This window comes from Falsiroseomonas sp. RANM36, assembly GCF_056682175.1.
Map to the genome: position 1 here is coordinate 444,659 of NZ_JBWXTD010000002.1, position 20,171 is coordinate 464,829.

Here is a 20,171-nt window from a genome sequence, read left to right on the forward strand (position 1 = left end):
ATGCGCTGCTCGGGCTGTTCCCCGGGCTGGCGCGGCTGCTGCCGCGGCCCGGGGCGGGGGTGGGGCGGGTGCGCCCGGGCCGGGGCGTCCCGGGGCGGGGCGGCGCGGGGGGGGGGGGGGGGGGGGGCGCGCCCCGGCCGGGGCGCGCTTCCTGCAGACCCAGGGGCGCGTCGGCCAGATCGTGCCGCTGGCCGCTCCGATCACCGATGCCGCAGGGGTGGCCCGCGCCGTCGAAGGCGCGCAGGTGGTGGTGAACCTCGTCGGCATCCTGTTCGAGCGCCGCCCGGGCGATTTCCGACGGATCCAGGGCGAGGCGCCGGGCGCGCTCGCCCGCGCCGCGGCGGCGGCGGGCGTGGAGCGGATGGTGCATCTCTCGGCGATCGGCGCCGACGCCGCCTCGCCAAGCCTCTACGCGCAAACCAAGGCGCAGGGGGAGGAGGGGGTGCGCGAAGGCTTCCCGGCGGCGACGATCCTGCGCCCCTCGGTGGTGTTCGGGCCGGAGGACGGGTTCTTCAACCGCTTCGCCGCGATGGCCTGGCTGCCGGTGATGCCGGTGGTCAACGGCGACACGCGCTTCCAGCCGGTCTATGTCGGCGACGTGGCAGAGGCCGTGGCCGCCGCCCTGGCGCGGCCCGAAGCGCAGGGCAGGACCTATGAGCTCGGTGGCCCGCGGGCGATGACCATGCGGGAGGTCCTGCGCTTCATCCTGGAGGTCACGCGGCGGCGCCGGCCGATGCTCGACATGCCGCCCGGGCTGATGCGGTTCCAGGCCGGGCTGCTGCAGCGCCTGCCGACGCCGCCGCTGACCCAGGACCAGCTGCTGCTGCTGGAGCGCGACAATGTCGTGACGCCCGGCATGCCGGGCCTGGCGGAGCTCGGCATCCCGCCGACCGCGATCGAGAGCGTGGTGCCGGGGTATCTGAAGCGGTTCCGGTCCGGTGGCGGGCGTCGCGAGGCCGCATGAAGGTCCGATCCGGACCTTCATCAGCATTGCTACAGGCGCCCTCCCACTGTTGGTAGGCGCCGCACGCCGAAAAGAGACAGAAAAACTGTCCTTGTTGGCCAGAACGGACTCGCAACCCGGCCCGGCTTGTTGTAGACGCCCGCCCCGATGGGCGCGTCCGTATCGCCCAGGGAGGGTCTCGCCACCATGGCCGAACGGATGCTGCAATTCGTGCGCCTCGACCAGCGCCAGCCCGAGAAGCGGGCGGCCGACACGCGCCGCGCCGATTTCGGCGAGATCTACAAGGAATTCGAGCCGGACGCGGCGAAGTCCCAGGCCAGCCGCTGCAGCCAGTGCGGCGTGCCGTTCTGCCAGGTGCATTGCCCGCTCAACAACAACATCCCCGACTGGCTGAAGCTCACCGCCGAAGGCCGGCTGGAGGAAGCCTATGAGGTCGCCTCCGCCACCAACACCTTCCCCGAGATCTGCGGCCGCATCTGCCCCCAGGACCGCCTCTGCGAGGGCAACTGCGTCATCGAGAAGGGTTTTGGGAGTGTCACCATCGGGTCGGTGGAGAAATACATCACCGACACCGCCTGGGAGCGCGGCTGGGTGAAGGCGCCGAAGCCGCGGCGCGAACTCGCCCAGAGCGTCGGCATCATCGGCGCCGGCCCGGCGGGCCTTGCGGCGGCGGAGCGGCTGCGGGTGCGCGGCTACCAGGTGCACGTGTATGACCGCTACGACCGCGTCGGCGGGCTGATGATCTACGGCATCCCGAACTTCAAGCTGGAGAAGGATGTCGTGCTGCGCCGCTGGAAGCAGTACGAGGAAGGCGGCATCCACTTCCACCTGAACACCGCAATCGGCACGGACGTCTCGCTGGCGGAACTGCGCACGCGGCATGACTCCGTGCTGATCGGCACCGGCGTCTACAAGGCGCGCGAGATGTCGGCGCCGGGCATCGGGCTCGACGGCATCGTGCCGGCGCTGGATTACCTGACGGCCGCCAATCGCGTCGGGCTCGGGGAGGCCGTGCCGGCCTTCGCATCCGGCGCGCTGGACGCGACGGGCAAGCATGTGGTGGTGATCGGCGGCGGCGACACGGCGATGGATTGCGTGCGCACCGCGGTGCGCCAGGGTGCCGCCTCCGTCACCTGCCTCTACCGGCGCGACAAGGCGAACATGCCCGGCTCCATGCGCGAGGTGTACAACGCCGAGGAAGAGGGCGTGCGCTTCGAATGGCTCGGCGCGCCCGAAGCCTTCCGCGGGGAGGGCCGCGTGAAGGGTGTCGTCGCGCACCGGATGCATCTCGGCCTGCCCGACGCGACCGGCCGCCAGCAGGTCACGCCCATGCCCGACAGCCGCTTCGAGTTGCCGGCGGACCTCGTGATCATGGCGCTCGGCTTCGACCCGGAGGACCTGCCGACGGCCTTCGGCGAGAAGGAGCTGCCGGTGACGCGCTGGGGCACGCTGAAGGTGGACCACCGCACCATGATGACGGCGCTGCCCGGCGTCTTCGCCGCCGGCGACATCGTCCGCGGCGCCTCCCTCGTGGTCTGGGCGATCCGCGACGGCCGCGACGCGGCCGAGCAGATGGACCTCTACATGCAGCAGAAGGCGAGCACCCTCGCCGTCGCCGCGGAGTGACGCAGATGGCCGACACCCACGAGACCGGCGCCGATTTCGCCGCCCGCTACGCCGCCAACCGCGACCTGCTGGCCGGCGCCGCGCATCTGGACGTGACCGAGCACGATGCCTGCGGCGTCGGCCTCGTGGCCGCGCTGGACGGCAAGCCCAGCCGCAAGGTCGTGCAGGCCGGCATCGACGCGCTGAAGGCCGTCTGGCATCGCGGCGCGGTGGATGCCGACGGCAAGACCGGCGACGGCGCCGGCATCCATATCGAGATCCCGCAGGATTTCTTCGCGGAAGTCGTCGAGCGCGGTGGCGACCGCGTGCGGCCCGGCCGCATCGCCGTGGGCATGGTCTTCCTGCCGAAGACCGATCTCGGCGCGCAGGAGCGCTGCCGCCAGATCGTCGAGACCGAGGTGCTGAACGCCGGCTACCAGATCTATTCCTGGCGCCAGGTGCCGATCGACGTCGCCTGCATCGGCGAGAAGGCGAACGCGACGCGGCCGGAGATCGAGCAGATCCTGATCTGGGATCCCGAGCAGCGCGACGAGGCGACCGCCGAGCGCGACCTCTACGTGATCCGCCGCCGGATCGAGAAGCAGGCGATCGCCGCGCAGATCCCCGAGCTCTATCTCTGCTCGCTGTCCTGCCGCTCGATCATCTACAAGGGCATGTTCCTCGCCGAGAGCCTGACGGAGTTCTACCCGGACCTGCTGGACGAGCGCTTCGTCAGCCGCTTCGCGATCTACCACCAGCGCTACTCCACCAACACCTTCCCGACCTGGCGCCTGGCGCAGCCTTTCCGCACGCTCGCGCACAACGGCGAGATCAACACGCTGCACGGCAACGCGAACTGGATGAAGAGCCACGAGACGCGGCTCTCCCACCGGCTGCTCGACAGCTTCATGGACGACATCAAGCCTGTGGTGCAGGCGGGCGGCTCCGACACCGCGACGCTCGACAACGTCTTCGAGCTGCTGGTCCGCGGCGGGCGCGACGCGCCGATGGCCAAGGCGATGCTGATCCCGGAGAGCATCGGCAACAACGCCACGATGCCGGAGGCGCATCGCGAGCTCTTCCTCTACTGCAACGCGGTGATGGAGCCCTGGGACGGCCCGGCGGCGATCTGCGCCACCGACGGCAACTGGGTGATCGCCGGGCTCGACCGCAACGGCCTGCGCCCGATGCGCTACACCGTCACCGACGACCGGCTGCTGATCGTGGGCTCCGAGACGGGGATGGTGAAGCTGTCGGAGGACGCCATCCTGGAGAAGGGGCGCGTCGGGCCCGGCCAGTGCATCGGCGTGGATCTCGGCACCGGGCGGTTCTACGGCGACGGCCCGCTCAAGGACATGCTGGCCGCGCGCAAGCCCTTCGGCGACTGGACCAAGCGCACGACCCAGATCGACGGCATCGTGAAGGGCGGCTGGGAGGAGCTCTCCCGTTTCTCCGGCGAGGAACTGCGCCGGCGCCAGCTCGCGGTCGGCTACACGCTCGAGGAGCTGGAGACCATCCTCCATCCGATGGTGGAGGACGCGAACGAGGCGGTGGGCTCGATGGGCGACGACACGCCGATCGCGGTGCTGTCCGGCCAGTATCGCGGCCTGCACCACTATTTCCGCCAGTCCTTCAGCCAGGTGACCAACCCGCCGATCGACAGCCTGCGCGAGACGCGGGTGATGACGATCAAGACGCGGCTCGGCAATCTCGGGAACATCCTCGACGAGGACCCGACGCAGTGCGACATGCTCATGCTGGACAGCCCGGTGCTGTCCAACGCGGAGTTCTCCGCGATGCGCGCGTATATGGGCGACACCGCCTGCGTGGTGGACTGCACCTTCCCGGTGGCCGAGGGCGAGACCGGCCTGCGCCGGCACATCGAGCGCATCCGCCGCGAGGCCGAGGACGGCGTGCGCAGCGGCTGCACCCATGTGATCCTGACCGACGAGCACCAGGGCGCGGAGCGTGCGCCGATCCCGATGATCCTCGCGGTCGGCGGCGTCCACACGCATCTGGTGAAGAGCTCGCTGCGGACCTTCACCAGCCTGAACGTCCGCTGCGCCGAGGCGATCGACGTCCACTACATCGCCGTGCTGATCGGCGCGGGCGCCACCACGGTGAACGCCTATCTGGCGCAGGAGAGCATCGCGGACCGCCACCGCCGCGGCCTGTTCGGCAAGCTGTCGCTGCAGGATTGCGTCGCCCGCTACAAGAAGGCCGTGGACAAGGGCCTGCTGAAGATCATGTCCAAGATGGGCATCGGCGTGCTGTCCTCCTATCGCGGCGGCATGAACTTCGAGGCGATCGGCCTCTCCCGCGCGCTGGTGGCGGAGTTCTTCCCCGGCGTGCCGAGCCGCATCTCCGGCATCGGCCTGTCGGGCATCGCGCGCCGCGTGCTGGCGCTGCACGCCAAGGCGTGGGACGCGGATGCGGTGACGCTGCCGGTCGGCGGCCTGTACAAGCTGCGCCGCCGGGGCGAGAACCACGCCTTCGACGGCAGCCTGATCCACACGCTGCAGAAGGCGGTGGAGACCGACAGCTACCAGACCTTCAAGCGCTATTCCGAAGGCGTGCGGAAGCTGCCGCCCGTGGCGCTGCGCGACCTGCTGGACTTCCGCACCGAGGGCCGCGCGCCGGTCGCGCTCGAGGAGGTCGAGAGCATCACGGAGATCCGCAAGCGCCTGGTCGCGCCCGGCATCTCGCTCGGCGCGCTGTCGCCGGAGGCGCATGAGACGCTCTCCATCGCGATGAACCGTATCGGCGCCCGCTCGGATTCCGGCGAGGGCGGCGAGGATCCGGCCCGCGCCCGGCCGCGCGCCAATGGCGACAACGCGAACAGCGCGATCAAGCAGATCGCCTCCGGCCGCTTCGGCGTGACGGCGGAGTATCTCAACAACTGCCGCGAGATCGAGATCAAGGTGGCCCAGGGCGCGAAGCCCGGCGAGGGCGGCCAGCTTCCGGGCTTCAAGGTGACGGAGCTGATCGCGAAGCTGCGCCACTCGACGCCGGGCGTGATGCTGATCAGCCCGCCGCCGCATCACGACATCTACTCGATCGAGGACCTGGCGCAGCTCATCTACGACCTGAAGCAGATCAACCCCGATGCCACCGTCTGCGTGAAGCTGGTCGCGCGCAGCGGCATCGGCACCATCGCGGCCGGCGTGGCGAAGGCCAAGGCCGACGCGATCCTGGTCTCCGGCCATTCCGGCGGCACCGGCGCCTCGCCGCAATCCTCGATCAAGTATGCCGGCCTGCCCTGGGAAATGGGCCTGTCCGAGACGCATCAGGTGCTGCAGCTCAACCGCCTGCGCCACCGCGTGAAGCTGCGCACCGATGGCGGCATCAAGACCGGCCGCGACGTGGTGATCGCGGCGATGCTGGGCGCTGAGGAATTCGGCATCGGCACCGCCAGCCTCGTCGCCATGGGCTGCATCATGGTGCGGCAGTGCCATTCCAACACCTGCCCCGTCGGCGTCTGCACCCAGGATGAGGAGCTTCGGAAGAAGTTCACCGGATCGCCGGAGAAGGTGATCAACCTGTTCAGCTTCGTCGCCGAGGAGGTGCGCGAGATCCTCGCCGGGCTCGGCTTCCGCAAGCTGACCGATGTGATCGGGCGCACCGACCTGCTGCGCCAGGTGTCGCGCGGCTCGGAGGACCTCGACGACCTCGACCTCAACCCGCTGCTGGTCAAGGCCGATGCGGGGCCCTTCGCCTCCTACTGCACGACGGAGGGACGCAACGAGGTGCCGGAGACGCTCGACGCCGAGATGATCCGCGACGCCGAGGCGCTGTTCCGCCACGGCGAGAAGATGCAGCTCGCCTACAACATCCGGAACACGCACCGCGCGATCGGCACCAAGATCAGCTCCAAGATCGTCCGCAAGTTCGGCATGAACGGGCTGCAGCGCGGCCACCTGACCGTGCGTCTGCGCGGCTCGGCCGGGCAGTCGCTCGGCGCCTTCGCGGTGCGCGGGCTCAAGCTCGAGGTCTTCGGCGACGCCAACGACTATGTCGGCAAGGGGCTTTCGGGCGGCACCATCGTGGTGCGGCCCGCGCCCTCCTCGAAGCTGGTCTGGAACGAGAACACCATCATCGGCAACACGGTGCTCTATGGCGCGACCGGCGGCGCGCTCTTCGCCGCCGGCCAGTCCGGCGAGCGCTTCGCGGTGCGCAATTCCGGCGCGCTAGCGGTGGTGGAAGGGTGCGGCGCGAATGGCTGCGAGTACATGACCGGCGGCTGCGCGGTGATCCTCGGCCCGGTCGGCGACAATTTCGGCGCCGGCTTCACCGGCGGCATGGCCTTCGTCTACGACGCCGACGGCACCTTCGAGCAGCGCATCAATCCGGAGACGCTGCTGTGGCGCCGCCTCGGCGGCAGCACGCACTGGGAGGAGGTGCTGCGCGACCATATCGGGCGGCATGTGCGCGAGACGGGCAGCCCCTTCGCCGCGCGCCTGCTGAACAACTGGGCGGTGGAGCGCGCGCTGTTCTGGCACGTGGTTCCCAGGGACTATGCGCGCTACCTGCCGAAGCCGATGGAGGATGCGCCGGCCGTCGCGGCGGAGTGAACCGGCGCGCGCGTGGCGGCGGAGAGATGCTTCCGCCGCCATGACCAGGCCGTTCCGCCCTCGGCCCCGTTGGCCGGGCGGCGCGCGCGTGCGATAGGAAAGCGGATCAGACTCGCGCGAGGCCGATGCGGATCCTCTACCACCTTCCCCTGTCGCCCTTCTCCCGCAAGGTTCGCCTCGCGCTGGCGGAGAAGCGCATCCCGTTCGACCTCAGGGTCGAGCGCGTGTGGGAGCGCCGTGCGGAATTCCTCGCGCTCAATCCCGCCTGCACGGTCCCCGTGCTGCAGGACGCGAACGGGCTCGTGCTGGCCGATTCGAACGCCATCTGCGAGTATCTCGACGAGGCCTATCCGGACCTGCCGCTGCTCGGCCGTACGCTTGCCGAACGGGCGGAGGTGCGGCGGCTGGTTGCGTGGTTCGACCACAAGTTCAACACCGAAGTGACGCGCAACCTGCTGCACGAGCGGCAGATGAAGCGGCTGCTCGGGCGCGGCAATCCCGATGCCGGTGCGATTCGCGCGGGCTATGCGAACCTGAAGCCGCATCTGGACTATATCGGCTGGCTGGCTGAGACGCGCGCCTGGCTTGGCGGTGGCAGCCTCAGCCTCGCCGATCTCGCCGCGGCCGCGCATCTCTCCGCGCTCGACTATATCGGCGACGTGGACTGGTCGCTGAACGACGGCGCGAAGGACTGGTATGCGCGCATCAAGTCGCGCCCGTCCTTCCGCGCCGTCCTGGCGGACCGCCTGCCCGACCTGGCCCCGCCCGCGCATTACGACGATCTGGATTTCTGAACGGCAACCTCGTCGGTGCCGGCACGTTCTCCGGCGGCCTTTGTCCGGAGGGAACGCGGGTGCGCGCGATCCGGACCGGCCGATCGGCGGCGCGCCGGAAATGAGCCGTCCGCCGCGATAGGCGGCGCCGCAGGGTGTCGCCCCTGCCGCAGCCTCACCGCCGCGCCGGACCGGCTTCGCTGAGCGACAGGTTCTGCGTGGCAAGGTCGGCGGCTGCGCTGCCGGGTGCCACGGTGATCACACGCTCCCAATCGCGCCGCGCGCCGTCCGGATCGCCGGCGAGCTGGCGCAGTATGCCGCGCTCCAGCAGGCCCTCGGCATGGTCGGGCTCGATCGCCAGTGCCCGCTCCACGTCGCGCCGCGCGAAATCGAGCCGGTCCAGCTGGCGCAGCGCGGCGGCACGGAACACCAGCGCCTCGGCGCGGTCAGGGTCCAGCGACAGCACGCGGTTGAGATCCTCCAGCGCCTCGCGGTAGCGGCCGAGCGTGCCGAGCGCCACGGCGCGATCCACCAGCAGGTCGAGATCCTCGGGCGTCAGCGTCAAGGCGAGTGTGGTGGCGCCGAAGGCGCGGTTGGCGTCGCCGGCGAGCAGCCAGGCCTGTGCCGCCTGCGCGAAGAGCGCCGCCTTCGTCGGCCGGTCGCCGGCGCCGCGCACGGCGATCGCCTCCAGCCGCGCGGCGGCTTGCGCCGGGTCGCCGAGCGCGAGCGTGGCCAGCGCCTCGCATTGCTCGGCGGGAACGCCGCCCTGCGCGCCGCGCCACTGCGCGGCGAAGCTGCGGGCGGCATCCGGGTCGCTCCGCAGCAGCGCCCGGCACTGCTCCGCCTCGGTGGCGGCGCCCGCGACCGGTTCCGCCGGTTCGGTCATCGGCATCGCTGCCGCCTCGGGTGGCGGCCCGGGCGGGGCCGGCGGGCGCAGCCATGCTGCCGCCACGACCGTGCCGAGCAGGGCCACGGCGGCGGCACCAAGCAGCAGGGCGCGGACGCTTGGAGGCATGGCGCGCAGCCTATCCCCGGGCCCGGCGGGCTGCCAGCCTCGCGCATGGCCGCGACCCCTTCACGGAAGGCGGAGGACGGCGCATCTGCGTCGCATGCATGCGCAGATGGTGGTGGCCGGGATCGGCTATGCGGGCAGGGCGGTCGCGGCGGAGGCCGCGGCGCGCGGCTTCGCGGTGACGGGGACGGCGCGGGATGCCGCTGCGGCCCGTCCGCCGGCAGGCGTCACGGTGGTGGATTTCGCGGCGGCCGGTGATGCGATCCGGCAGGCGACCCATCTCGTCATCACCGCGGCGCCGGAGCAGGGTGGCGATCCGGTGCTGGCGGCGCATGGCGGCGCGATTGCCGGGGCGCCGGCATTGCGCTGGATCGGCTATCTCTCCACCACCGGCGTCTATGGCGATCGCGACGGCGGCTGGGTGGAGGAGACGACGCCGCCCGCGCCGGGCCAGGCGCGCTCCGCCCGGCGGCTGGAAGCCGAGCAGGCCTGGCGCGCGGTGGCCGCCGCGCGCGGCGCGGCGCTCGATCTGTTCCGGGTGGGCGGCATCTACGGCCAGGGGCGCAGCGCGCTGGAGGAGGTGCGGGCCGGCGTGGCGCGCCGCGTGGTGAAGCCCGGCCACGCCTTCAGCCGGATCCATCGCGACGACATCGCGCTGGCCGTGGTCGCGGCGGCGCTGCGCCCGGACGGGCAACGCGTGCTGCACCTGGTGGACGACGAGCCGGCGCCGAGCGCCGAGGTGGTGGAGGAGGCGGCGCGGCTGCTCGGCGTCGCACCGCCGCCGGCGATCCCCTTCGAGCAGGCGCGAACGGGCATGTCGCCGATGGCGCTTTCCTTCTGGTCTGAGAATCGCCGCGTCGCGAACGCGATCACGAAGCAGGCCCTCGGCATCGCGTGGCGGTATCCGACCTATCGCGAGGGGCTGCGCGCCATCCTCGCGCTCGGCGCTCAGGGCTGAGCGGCCAGAGCGTCCAGCGTCTCAGCCAGCAGGCGGAGATCCTCGGGGCGGCTCAACCGGTGGTCGCCATCCTTGATCAGGTGCAGGCGCACATCCTCGCCCGCGATCGCGTCCACCAGCTTCAGCGCGTGCCGCCAGGGCACGTCGGGATCGCGCATGCCCTGCAGGATGCGGACGGGGCAGGCGAGGGGGATCGGCGCATCCAGGACGTTGTGCCGCCGGCCATCCTCGATCAGCGCGCGGGTGACGGGGGTCGGTTCGCCGTACTGGCTCGGCAGGTGCAGCACGCCCGCGCGCATGATCTCGGCGCGCTGTGCCTCGGTGAAGCCGGGCCACATCAGCGTCTCGGTGAAGTCGGGCGCCGGCGCGATGCCGATCAGGCCCGCGATGCGCTCAGGCCGCGCGCGGGCGAGCAGCAGCGCGATCCAGCCGCCCATCGAGGAGCCGACCAGGATCTGCGGCCCCGCCGTCAGCGCGTCGAACACGGCAATGGCGTCGGCCGCCCAAAGGCCGATGGTGCCGTCCTCGAAGCGGCCGGCGCTCTCGCCATGGCCGGAATAGTCGAAGCGCAGCAGCGCCCGGCCGGTCGCCGCGCAATGCTCGCGCAGCGCCAGCGCCTTGGCGCCCTGCATGTCGCTGCGGTAGCCGGGCAGGAAGACCACGCCGGGGCCGCTGCCGGGAAGTTTCGACCAGGCGAGGCGGCCGTCGAGGCGGCCGGTCTCCTCCTTCACCGCGGCAGGCCGCGGCGCGAAAGGTTTGCCATCAGCGCGCCGATGCCGAAGGTCCAGGGCGGGCATTCGTCGGTGCGGTCCACCTCGTTCTCCAGCGCGCCGAGGCGCGGGCTGGCGATGCGCACCACGTCGCCCTCCTTGTGCGTGAAGCCCATGCCCGGCGCCCCGCGATCCTTCACCGGCGAGAAGGGCGTGCCGAGGAACAGCACCGCGCCATCCGGATACTGGTGATGCGCGCCGATCATCTGGCCGACGACATCGGCCGGATCGCGCGCGATCGCGCCGACCGGGCCGCGCTCGTCCAGCGTGAAGCCGTCCCGGCCGGTGATCGTCACGCGCAGCTCCGCGCGGCGCACATCCTCCAGCGTGAAGCCGGCATCGAACAGGCGGATCATCGGGCCGAGCGCGCAGGAGGCGTTGTTGTCCTTCGCCCGACCGAGCAGCAGGGCGCTGCGCCCCTCCACGTCGCGCAGGTTCACGTCGTTGCCGAGCGTGGCGCCGACAATGCGGCCATGGCCGTTGACCACCATCACCGCCTCGGGCTCCGGGTTCGACCAGGAGCTCATCGGATGCACGCCGACCTTGGCGCCCGCGCCCACGGCGGACAGCACCGGCGCCTTGGTGAAGATCTCGGCATCCGGCCCGATGCCGACCTCGAGATACTGGCTCCACCATCCCTTGGCGACCAGCGCCTCCTTCACGCGCGCGGCCTGCGGGCTGCCGGGGACGAGGTTCGCCAGATCGTCGCCGATGATCGCGCGCACCTCGGCGCGCACCGCCTCGGCCTGGGTGGCGTCGCCGCGGCAGCGCTCCTCAATCACGCGCTCGAGCATCGACCGGACATAGGTCACGCCGGCGGCCTTGATCACCTGCAGGTCGATCGGCGCCAGCAGCCAGGGCTTCTGGGCATCGCGTGCCGCGTGATGCGCATTGGCCAGCGCGGCGGGCAGGTCGAGCGCGGAGGGCACGCCGTCGCGCCGGATCGCGCCGAGCGGATCCTCGCTGTTCAGCCAGGCGCTGCAGGTGCCGAAGGCCGGCGTCATGTCGAAGCTCGCGCCGCCGAGGATCGCGAAGACCGAGGGCCCGTCCTGCGTCATCACCCGGAGCGCGAAGACGCCGTCGCGCCAATCCTGCGACAGCGCATCGGCGGACCTTGCGGCATGGCTCATCGTCGCGTTCCTCCCCCTGAGTTGCCGCAAGCCTAGAGCAACGACGCGCATGCGGAAGGGGGGGCGACGATCACGACGCAAGCCGTGTCACGCGCGACATGGCGGTGAAACCTCTTTCGGGCGGCGGCGCAATCGCACGGAAACACGCCGCGCCTAGCACTGCCGCCATCCGGCGCGGTGCGACCAGGGATGCGGGGCGGGTGCCCTGCGCATCCGCGTGGCCCGCAACCGCCCGCAGACCCGAGCGAAGGGAGAAAGAGAGATGCCGCACACCGACATGCACGGCAACGCCGTGTCCACCGCCAACCGCGCCGCGATCGCGCGCCTCGACGAAGCGACCGGGCTGATGCTCGGCTTCCGCGCCGATCCGCTCGCGGCGATCGACGCCGCCATCGCGGAGCAGCCGGATTTCGCGATGGCGCATGCCTTCCGCGCCGGGCTGATGGTGATGTCCATGGAGCGCGCAAGCGTGGCCGAGGCCGAGGCGAGCATCGCCGCGGCGTGGGACCTGCCGGTCGCGAACGACCGGGAGCGCGCGCATCTCGCCGCCGCGCAGGCCTGGTGCGAGGGCGACTTCGTCGCGGCGCATCGCGGCTATGCGGCGCTGGCCGCGGCGCATCCGCGCGACCTCTTCGCGCAGCAGGTGGCGCACCAGTTCGATTTCTTCCTGGGCAACCCCGCCGCGCTGCGCGACCGTCCCGCCGCCGCGATGCGCGCCTGGCGCACGGGCGAGGACGGATTCTCCTGGCTGCTCGGCATGCAGGCCTTCGGCCTCGAGGAGAATGGCGAGTACGCCGCCGCCGAGGATGCGGGGCGCATGGCGCTGGCGCTGCAGCCGCGGGACGCCTGGGCGGTGCATGCCGTCGCGCATGTGATGGAGATGCAGGGCCGCGACCAGGAAGGCGCTGCCTTTCTTGCCGCGCGGGAGGCCGACTGGGCGCCGGCGGCGATCCTCGCCGTGCACAACTGGTGGCACCTGGCGCTGTTCCACCTGGAGCGCGGCCAGTTCGACCGGGTGCTCGGCATCTACGACCGCGCCGTGGCGCATGGAATCGCGAAGGGCGAGGCGCAGCCGGCCATCGACCTGGTGGATGCCTCGGCCATGCTGTGGCGGCTGCTGTTGCGCGGCGCCGACACCGGGCGGCGCTTCGCGCAGCTCTCCACGGCCTGGCAGCAGGCGGGCGGCGAGGGTTTCTATGCCTTCAGCGACCTGCACGCGATCATGGCGCATCTCGGCGCGGGGCGGGAGGACGCCGCGGCGCAGACCCTCGGCGCGATGCGCCGCGCCGCGGCGGGGCAGGGCACCAATGCCCGGCTGACGCGCACGGTCGGGCTTCCGCTGGCCGAGGGTTTTGGCGCCTTCGCCCGCGGCGACTACGGCACGGCGGCGGAGTTGATCGCGGCGGTGCGGCCGCGGGCGCGGGAGTTCGGCGGCTCCAACGCGCAGCGCGACGTGCTCAGCCTGACGCTGCTGGAGTCGGCGCTGCGCGGCAAGGACCGTTCCCTTGCGCAGGTGCTGGCAGGCGAGCGACTGGCGGCGAAGCCGGACAGTCCGCTGGCACAGGAGCTGTGGGGCCGCGCCGGCGGCGGCCGAATGGCGGCCTGACCCGGGCGCGGGGCGTGGCGCGGGTCGCGCCCCGCGGCAGCATGGCGGAATGAGCGAAAAGGTTCCCGTCATCGATATCGCCGGCCTGCGCAGCGCGGTCGAAGAGGACCGGCGCGCAGTGGCCGCGGCGCTCGGCGCCGCCTGCCGCGGGCCTGGCTTCTTCCTGGTCACCGGCCATGGCATCGCGCCGGCGGTGATGGCGGGGATGTTTGGCGCCTCGCGCGCGCTCTTCGCGCAAGACGCCGCGGCGAAGGCCGCGCTGTCCATCCGGCGCTCGCCGCACAACCGCGGCTATGTCGCGCTGGACGAGGAGCAGCTCGACCCGGAGAGGCCGGCCGACCGGAAGGAGGCCTTCAACATCGGCCTCGATCTCGCGCCCGACGATCCCGAGGTGCTGGCCGGCAGGCCGTTCCGCGGCGTCAATCTCTGGCCCGACCTCCCCGGCTTCCGCGCGGCCGTGCTGGCCTATTTCGACGCCGCCTGGGCGCTCGGCCGGCTGCTGCATCGCGGCTTCGCGCTCGATCTCGGCCTGGAGGAGGCGTGGTTCGAGGACAAGCTCGACCGGCCGCTGGCGACGCTCAGGCTGCTGCGCTATCCGGCGGCGCGCGACGGGGCGGCGCCGCTCGGCGCCGGCGAGCACACCGACTACGGCAACGTCACCGTGCTGGCCACCGATGGTGTGGCGGGGCTGCAGGTGAAGCGCCGCCAGGGCGGATGGGAGGACGTGCCGCAGGTGGCGGGTGCGATGGTCTGCAACATCGGCGACTGCCTGATGCGCTGGACCAACGGCGTCTATGCCTCCACCCCGCACCGCGTCCGCGCGCCGGCCGCGGAGCGCCATTCGGCCGCCTTCTTCCTCGATCCCAATCCGGATGCGGTGGTGGCCGCGCTGCCGTCCTGCACGGCGCCGGGCGAAGCGCCGCGCTGGCCGCCGATCTCCGGCGCGGCCTATCTGGCGGAGAAGCTGGACCAGACCTACGCCCATCGCCGCGGCGCGGGGGGATAGCCGCCGCCCGAGCGGGGCGGTAACGGAACGCCGATGCCCCGCCCGCCCGCCATCCTGCAGGTGCTGCCCGCGCTCGTCTCGGGCGGGGTGGAGCGCGGCACGGTCGAGATCGCGGAGGCGATCGCCGGCGCGGGCTGGCGCGCGCTCGTCGCCTCCGCCGGCGGCCCGCTGGCGAAGGAGGTGGAACGCGTCGGCGGCGCGCATGTGACGCTGCCGCTCGACACCAAGTCGCCCTTCGGCATCTGGCGCAACGCCGCCGCGCTGGCCGGCCTGGTCCGGCGGGAGGAGGTGGCGATCCTGCACGCCCGTTCCCGCGCCCCGGCCTGGTCGGCGCTGCTGGCGGCGCGGCGCGGCGGCGCGCGCTTCGTCACCACCTATCACGGCGCGTACAACGAAGGCCTGCCGGGCAAGCGGCTCTACAACTCCGTGATGGCGCGGGGCGAGCGGGTGATCGCGATCAGCGGCTTCATCGCGTCGCTGATCCGGGAGCGCCACTTCACCCCGGTCGAGCGCATCCGGGTCATCCCCCGGGGGGTGGACCCGCGGCGTTTCGATCCTGCCGCCGTGCCGCCCGGGCGGGTGCTGGCGGAGCGCGAGGCCTGGGGCGCCGCGCCCGGCCAGCCGGTGGTCCTGCTGCCTGGACGCCTGACACGCTGGAAGGGGCAGGGCGTGCTGGTGGAGGCGCTGCCGGGCCTGCCGGGCGTGCTGGCAGTGCTGGCCGGCGGCGGCAACGACGCCTTCGCCGAGGAACTGCGCGCGCGCGCCGCTGCGCTCGGCGTCGCCGACCGCCTGGTGCTGGCCGGCCATGTCGATGCGCTGGATGTCGCCCTCTCGGCCGCCGATGTGGTGCTGCATGCCAGCACCGATGCGGAGGCCTTCGGCCGCACGGTGATCGAGGCGCAGGCGATGGCGCGGCCGGTCGTCGCCTCCGATCTCGGCGGCCCGCGCGAGACCGTGGAGGAGGGTGTCACCGGCTGGCGCGTGCTCCCTGGCGACCCCTCGGCGCTGGCCGCCACCCTCGGCCGGGTGCTGGCGATGCCGGAGGCCGAGCGGGCGGCGGTCGGCGCGCGCGCGCGGCAGGCGGTGCTGCGCAACTACACCACCGCGGCGATGCAGCGCGCGACGCTCGCGGTCTATCGCGAGCTGCTGCCATGACCGGCACGGCCGCCGCGGTGGCGGAACCCCGCACCGATCACGGCGACATCCTCGTCATCCGGCTGGGTGCGCTCGGCGATTTCGTGCAGTCCTTCGGACCCTTCGCGGCGATCCGCGCGCATCATCCCGGCGCGCGCATCACCCTGCTGACCACGCCGCCCTATGCCGAGCTGGCTCGCCGCAGCCCGTGGTTCGACGCGGTCTGGGCGGATGGCCGGCCCTCCTGGCGGCAGCCCGGCCGGCTGCTGGAACTCGCCGCCCGGCTGCGCGGGGCGCGGTTCGAGCGGGTCTATGACCTGCAGACCTCCGCCCGATCCTCCCGCTATCGCTGGCTGGTCGGGCGGGGGGCCGAGTGGTCCGGCATCGCCCGCGGCGCCTCCCACCCCCATGCCAATCCCGGGCGCGACGCCATGCACACGGTCGAGCGGCAGCTGGAGCAGCTGGAGATGGCGGGCATCCGGCACTTCCCGCCGCCCGCGCTGGACTGGCTGGACGCCGATCTCTCCCGCTTCGCCCTGCCGCCCCGCTTCGGGCTGCTGATCCCGGGCGCATCGCCGCTCCGGCCGCTGAAGCGCTGGCCGGCCGAGTCCTTCGCGGCGTTCGCCGCCGGCGCCGGGATTCCGGTCGCGGTGCTGGGCGGCAAGGCGGAGGCCGGGATCGCGGCGCGCATCCTGGCCGCCGCGCCCGGCGCGCTGGACCTCACCGGCCGCACGAGCTTCGCCGAGGTGGCGGCCATCGCGCGACGGGCGGCCTGGGCGGTGGGGAACGACACCGGCCCGACCCATCTGGTTGCCACCGCCGGCTGCCCGACCCTCGCCCTGTTCGGCGAGGACAGCGACCCCGCCCTCTGCGCCCCGCGCGGGCCGGCGGCGCAGGTGCTGCGCCACATGCCGCTGGCGGAACTCGGCCCGGACGCCGTCCGAGCCGCGCTCGCCGCACTGCCGCTACGCGGCTGAGGCGCCTTGACGCCACCGGGGCGGGCTGGCCATGTCGCGCTTTCCTGCAAACCCTGCGGAGCACGGACGAAGACCAATGCCTGCGATCACCCTGCCCGACGGTTCCGTCCGCACCTTCGACGGGCCCGTCACCGGCACGACGGTGGCCGCGGCGATCGGGCCGGGCCTGGCCAAGGCCGCGCTCGCCATGCAGGTGGACGGGCAGCTGCAGGACCTGTCGCGCGAGATCGCGCACGACGCCGCGCTGCGCTTCATCACCCGCAAGGACCCGGAGGCGCTGGAGCTGATCCGCCACGACGCGGCGCATGTGCTGGCGGAGGCGGTGCAGGCGCTGTTCCCGGGCACCCAGGTGACCATCGGCCCGCCGATCGAGAACGGCTTCTACTACGACTTCGCCCGCAACGAGCCCTTCACACCGGAGGACTTCGCCGCGATCGAGGCGAAGATGCGCGAGATCGTCGCGCGCAACGCCGGCTTCGAGCGGATCGTGACGACGCGCCACGAGGCGATCGAGCTCTTCTCCGCCAAGGGCGAGAAATACAAGGTCGAGCTGATCCAGGACCTGCCGCGCGGCGAGACCATCACGCTCTATCGCCAGGGGGAGTGGGTGGATCTCTGCCGCGGGCCGCATATGCGCGGCACTGGCGATGTCGGCACCGCCTTCAAGCTGATGAAGGTGGCCGGCGCCTATTGGCGCGGCGACCACCGCAACGCGATGCTGTCGCGCATCTACGGCACCGCCTGGCGCGACCAGAAGGAGCTCGACGCCTACCTCACGCAGATCGAGGAAGCCGAGAAGCGCGACCACCGGAAGATCGGCAAGGAGATGAACCTGTTTCATCTCCAGGAAGAGGCGGTCGGCTCGGTGTTCTGGCACCCGAAGGGCTGGAAGCTGTACCGCACCGTCGAGGACTACATGCGGCGCCGCCTGGACCAGGCCGACTACCTGGAGGTGAAGACCCCGCAGCTGGTGGACCGGAAGCTCTGGATCGAGAGCGGCCACTGGGAGAACTACCGCCCGCACATGTTCATCGCGACCGTCGAGGACGAGTCCGAGAAGGACCGCGTGCTGGCGGTGAAGCCGATGAACTGCCCCTGCCACGTGCAGATCTTCAACCAGGGTGTGCGCAGCTACCGCGAGCTGCCGATGCGCCTGGCGGAATTCGGCGCCTGCCACCGCTACGAGCCCTCGGGCGCGCTGCACGGCATCATGCGCGTGCGCGCCTTCACCCAGGACGACGCGCACATCTTCTGCACCGAGGGGCAGATCGCTGCCGAGACCGTGCGCTTCGTGGAGCTGCTCTCCGGCATCTATCGCGACCTCGGCTTCAGCGATTTCCGCGTGAAGTTTTCCGACCGGCCCGACAAGCGCTCGGGCAGCGACGCGGTGTGGGACCAGGCGGAAGGCGCGCTGAAGGAGGCGTGCCGGATCGCGAATGTGGACTACACGCTGAACCCGGGGGAGGGCGCCTTCTACGGCCCGAAGCTGGAATTCGTGCTGCGCGACGCGATCGGGCGCGACTGGCAATGCGGCACGCTGCAGGTGGACTTCGTGCTGCCGGAGCGACTCGGTGCGGAATACGTTGCCGAGGATGGCAGCCGGAAGCGGCCGGTCATGCTGCATCGCGCGATCCTGGGCAGCTTCGAACGCTTCCTCGGCATCCTGATCGAGCAGCATGCCGGGCGCTTCCCGCTCTGGCTGGCGCCGGTGCAGGTGGTGGTCGCGACCATCGTCTCGGATGCCGACGACTATGCGCGCGAGGCGGTCGCCGCGCTGCAGGCCGCGGGCATCCGCGCTGAGCTCGACCTCCGCAACGAGAAGATCAACCGCAAGGTCGTGGACCATATCGACCAGCGCGTGCCGGTGCTGGCCGTGGTCGGCCGGCGGGAGGCGGAGGAGCGGACGCTGGTTCTGCGCCGCCTGCCGGGGCGCGACCAGGAGGCGATTGCCCTGGCCGACGCGGTCGCGCGGCTGGCCGCCGAGGCGACGCCCCCCGACCTTCGGGTTGCGTCGGCCTGAGCGTAACGCCATAAAGATGGCATACTGACCAAAACTTCGACAGGAGAGCGCCATACCCCGAGGTCCAATGCCCGCCCAGCTGCCGACGCGTGACGGCCCGCGGGTCAATGAGGAGATCCGTGCGCCGCAGGTGCGCCTGATCGACCAGGACGGCGAGATGCTGGGTGTGATGAGCGCGCGCGAGGCGCTGATCCGCGCCTATGACGTCGGCCTCGACCTGCTTGAGATCAGCCCCAACGCCGTGCCGCCGGTGGTGAAGATCCTCGACTACGGCAAGTACAAGTACGAGCAGCAGAAGAAGGCGAACGAGGCCCGCAAGCGCCAGAAGGTCGTCGAGATCAAGGAAATCAAGGTCCGCCCGAACATCGACGACCACGACTACGAGGTGAAGATGCGCCAGATGAAGGAATTCATCGGCGAGGGCGACAAGGTGAAGGTCACGCTGCGCTTCCGCGGCCGCGAGATGGCGCATCAGGACCTCGGCCTCAAGGTGCTGGACCGGATCCGGACCGAGATGGCGGAGACCACGAAGGTGGAATCCATGCCGCGGCTCGAGAACCGCCAGATGATCATGGTGCTGGCGCCGAAATAGCGGCGCCGGCCCGGCCCCGCGCGATGCTCGCCCGCTTGCGCGCGCTCTTCGCCGGGGCCGCCGTCGCGCCGCCGCCGGCCGCCCCGGCCACCCTCCCGGGCCTGGCGCCGCCCGATCCGCTGGCGCGCGACCCGGCGCTGCGCGGCGTTGCACCGGCCTTGCGGGCCGGACTGCACGAGGCGCTTGCCGCCGTGGATGCGGCGCTCGCCGGACTCGAATCCGAGCGCCGCCTGCGCCCCGACCAGCTCGACTATGCCCGCCTGCACCGGCGCCGCTTCGCCGAGGCCGCGCAGGCGATCCGCGCGCTGCTGGGCGACGATCCCGCCTGGCCCGCCTGCCGTGTGGTGGAGATCGGCTCCTCCATCACGCCGATGCTCTACAAGCGGCTGTTCCCGGCGCTGCGGCTCGGCTCGGCCTGCCTGTTCCGCCACCCGCAGCTCGACGGCGTCGTGGAGGAGGCGGCGCAGATCGACCTGGAGAAGGCCGAGCTGTGCGAGGGCGCGGTGCTGCCGCATCGCGACCAGCACATGGTCATGCTGTGCGAGGTGCTGGAGCACCTGGTGGTGAACCCCTCCAGGCTGTTCCGCGCCCTGGCCGGCAGCCTGGCGCCGGGCGGGCTGCTCTATGTCACCACGCCCAACTTCTTCCGCGCCGAGGCCCGGGTGGCGCTGCTCGCTGGGCGCAACCCGGTGGCGATCTATCCGCCCGCCTTCGGCCCGGCGGACCGTTTCCACCACCATGTGCGCGAATACGCCATGGCCGAGCTGCTGGATGCGCTGCGGGATGCCGGGCTGACGGTGGCGGCGGCCTGCTACTCCGATTGCTGGGACGCGCCTGAGGCGGCGGCGCGCCTGCCCGCGGACGCGCTGGGCAACCTGGTGGTGGTCGGGCGGCGGCCGCCCGGCTGAAGGCCGGCCTTGACCCGGGGGGGCTCGGGGCCTAAGTCCCGCCCGCACGGGTTGGTCCCGATCGCATGTCGTCCCGCCGCGGCGGGCCGGCGCCGGCCGCCCCCCGCCCCCCGCCCCGCCGGGCCCCGAGCGGTATGGGGGGGGC

At 72.0% G+C, this 20,171-nt stretch carries 15 protein-coding genes; 12 read left to right on the top strand and 3 right to left on the bottom strand.

Translation table 11 applies throughout. From position 1 onward, the window contains the following. Positions 1-181 precede the first annotated feature (181 nt). The 4 genes from AC1MIR_RS02975 to fzlA all read left to right on the top strand — a co-directional run bounded on the left by AC1MIR_RS02975 (position 182) and on the right by fzlA (position 7,934). Positions 182-964 (top strand): complex I NDUFA9 subunit family protein, encoded by a 783-nt coding sequence (locus AC1MIR_RS02975; RefSeq protein ID WP_480026697.1) that lies wholly within the window; start codon positions 182-184, stop codon positions 962-964. A gap of 186 nt (positions 965-1,150) precedes the next feature. After that, positions 1,151-2,590, top strand: coding sequence for an NAD(P)-dependent oxidoreductase (locus tag AC1MIR_RS02980; RefSeq protein WP_480026698.1), 1,440 nt, complete (start codon positions 1,151-1,153; stop codon positions 2,588-2,590). Positions 2,591-2,595: 5 nt separating this feature from the next. Continuing rightward, positions 2,596-7,140 carry a glutamate synthase large subunit gene (gltB, locus tag AC1MIR_RS02985; RefSeq protein WP_480026699.1) on the top strand — a complete coding sequence of 1,515 codons (4,545 nt, stop codon included), beginning with the start codon at positions 2,596-2,598 and terminating at the stop codon, positions 7,138-7,140. Positions 7,141-7,265: 125 nt separating this feature from the next. Further along, positions 7,266-7,934 carry an FtsZ-binding protein FzlA gene (gene fzlA, locus AC1MIR_RS02990; protein ID WP_480026700.1) on the top strand — a complete coding sequence of 223 codons (669 nt, stop codon included), beginning with the start codon at positions 7,266-7,268 and terminating at the stop codon, positions 7,932-7,934. A gap of 154 nt (positions 7,935-8,088) precedes the next feature. On the opposite strand, the gene AC1MIR_RS02995 is transcribed toward fzlA, so the two are convergent. Next, complete coding sequence (locus tag AC1MIR_RS02995) at positions 8,089-8,805, bottom strand: tetratricopeptide repeat protein (RefSeq protein WP_480026701.1); 717 nt, start codon at positions 8,803-8,805, stop codon at positions 8,089-8,091. A gap of 217 nt (positions 8,806-9,022) precedes the next feature. Here AC1MIR_RS02995 and AC1MIR_RS03000 point away from each other — a divergent pair, with 217 nt between their 5' ends. Next, positions 9,023-9,883 (top strand): Rossmann-fold NAD(P)-binding domain-containing protein, encoded by an 861-nt coding sequence (locus AC1MIR_RS03000; RefSeq protein WP_480026702.1) that lies wholly within the window; start codon positions 9,023-9,025, stop codon positions 9,881-9,883. On the opposite strand, the gene AC1MIR_RS03005 is transcribed toward AC1MIR_RS03000, so the two are convergent. Together AC1MIR_RS03005 and AC1MIR_RS03010 are read right to left on the bottom strand one after the other, a co-directional pair. Continuing rightward, positions 9,874-10,614 carry an alpha/beta hydrolase gene (locus AC1MIR_RS03005; RefSeq protein WP_480026703.1) on the bottom strand — a complete coding sequence of 247 codons (741 nt, stop codon included), beginning with the start codon at positions 10,612-10,614 and terminating at the stop codon, positions 9,874-9,876. The genes AC1MIR_RS03000 and AC1MIR_RS03005 overlap by 10 nt on opposite strands. Further along, positions 10,611-11,783 (bottom strand): fumarylacetoacetate hydrolase family protein, encoded by a 1,173-nt coding sequence (locus AC1MIR_RS03010; protein WP_480026704.1) that lies wholly within the window; start codon positions 11,781-11,783, stop codon positions 10,611-10,613. The genes AC1MIR_RS03005 and AC1MIR_RS03010 overlap by 4 nt, the downstream gene beginning before the upstream one ends. A gap of 262 nt (positions 11,784-12,045) precedes the next feature. Between AC1MIR_RS03010 and AC1MIR_RS03015 the strand changes: the two genes are divergently transcribed. From AC1MIR_RS03015 to AC1MIR_RS03045, 7 genes are all read left to right on the top strand, one after another. Beyond that, positions 12,046-13,389, top strand: coding sequence for a tetratricopeptide repeat protein (locus AC1MIR_RS03015; protein WP_480026705.1), 1,344 nt, complete (start codon positions 12,046-12,048; stop codon positions 13,387-13,389). 49 nt (positions 13,390-13,438) lie between these two features. Beyond that, on the top strand, positions 13,439-14,395 hold the full coding sequence (locus tag AC1MIR_RS03020) for an isopenicillin N synthase family dioxygenase (protein WP_480026706.1): 957 nt from the start codon (positions 13,439-13,441) through the stop codon (positions 14,393-14,395). 33 nt (positions 14,396-14,428) lie between these two features. Beyond that, positions 14,429-15,550, top strand: a complete 1,122-nt coding sequence (locus AC1MIR_RS03025) for a glycosyltransferase family 4 protein (RefSeq protein ID WP_480026707.1) — start codon at positions 14,429-14,431, stop codon at positions 15,548-15,550. Then, on the top strand, positions 15,547-16,506 hold the full coding sequence (locus AC1MIR_RS03030) for a glycosyltransferase family 9 protein (protein ID WP_480026708.1): 960 nt from the start codon (positions 15,547-15,549) through the stop codon (positions 16,504-16,506). Before AC1MIR_RS03025 ends, AC1MIR_RS03030 begins: the two co-directional genes overlap by 4 nt. 76 nt (positions 16,507-16,582) lie before the next feature. Beyond that, positions 16,583-18,526 carry a threonine--tRNA ligase gene (gene thrS / locus AC1MIR_RS03035; protein ID WP_480026709.1) on the top strand — a complete coding sequence of 648 codons (1,944 nt, stop codon included), beginning with the start codon at positions 16,583-16,585 and terminating at the stop codon, positions 18,524-18,526. A 67-nt stretch (positions 18,527-18,593) separates the two neighbouring features. After that, positions 18,594-19,118, top strand: coding sequence for a translation initiation factor IF-3 (gene infC, locus AC1MIR_RS03040; protein ID WP_480026710.1), 525 nt, complete (start codon positions 18,594-18,596; stop codon positions 19,116-19,118). Between the two features lie 35 nt (positions 19,119-19,153). Beyond that, on the top strand, positions 19,154-20,026 hold the full coding sequence (locus AC1MIR_RS03045) for a class I SAM-dependent methyltransferase (RefSeq protein ID WP_480026711.1): 873 nt from the start codon (positions 19,154-19,156) through the stop codon (positions 20,024-20,026). Positions 20,027-20,171 lie beyond the last annotated feature (145 nt).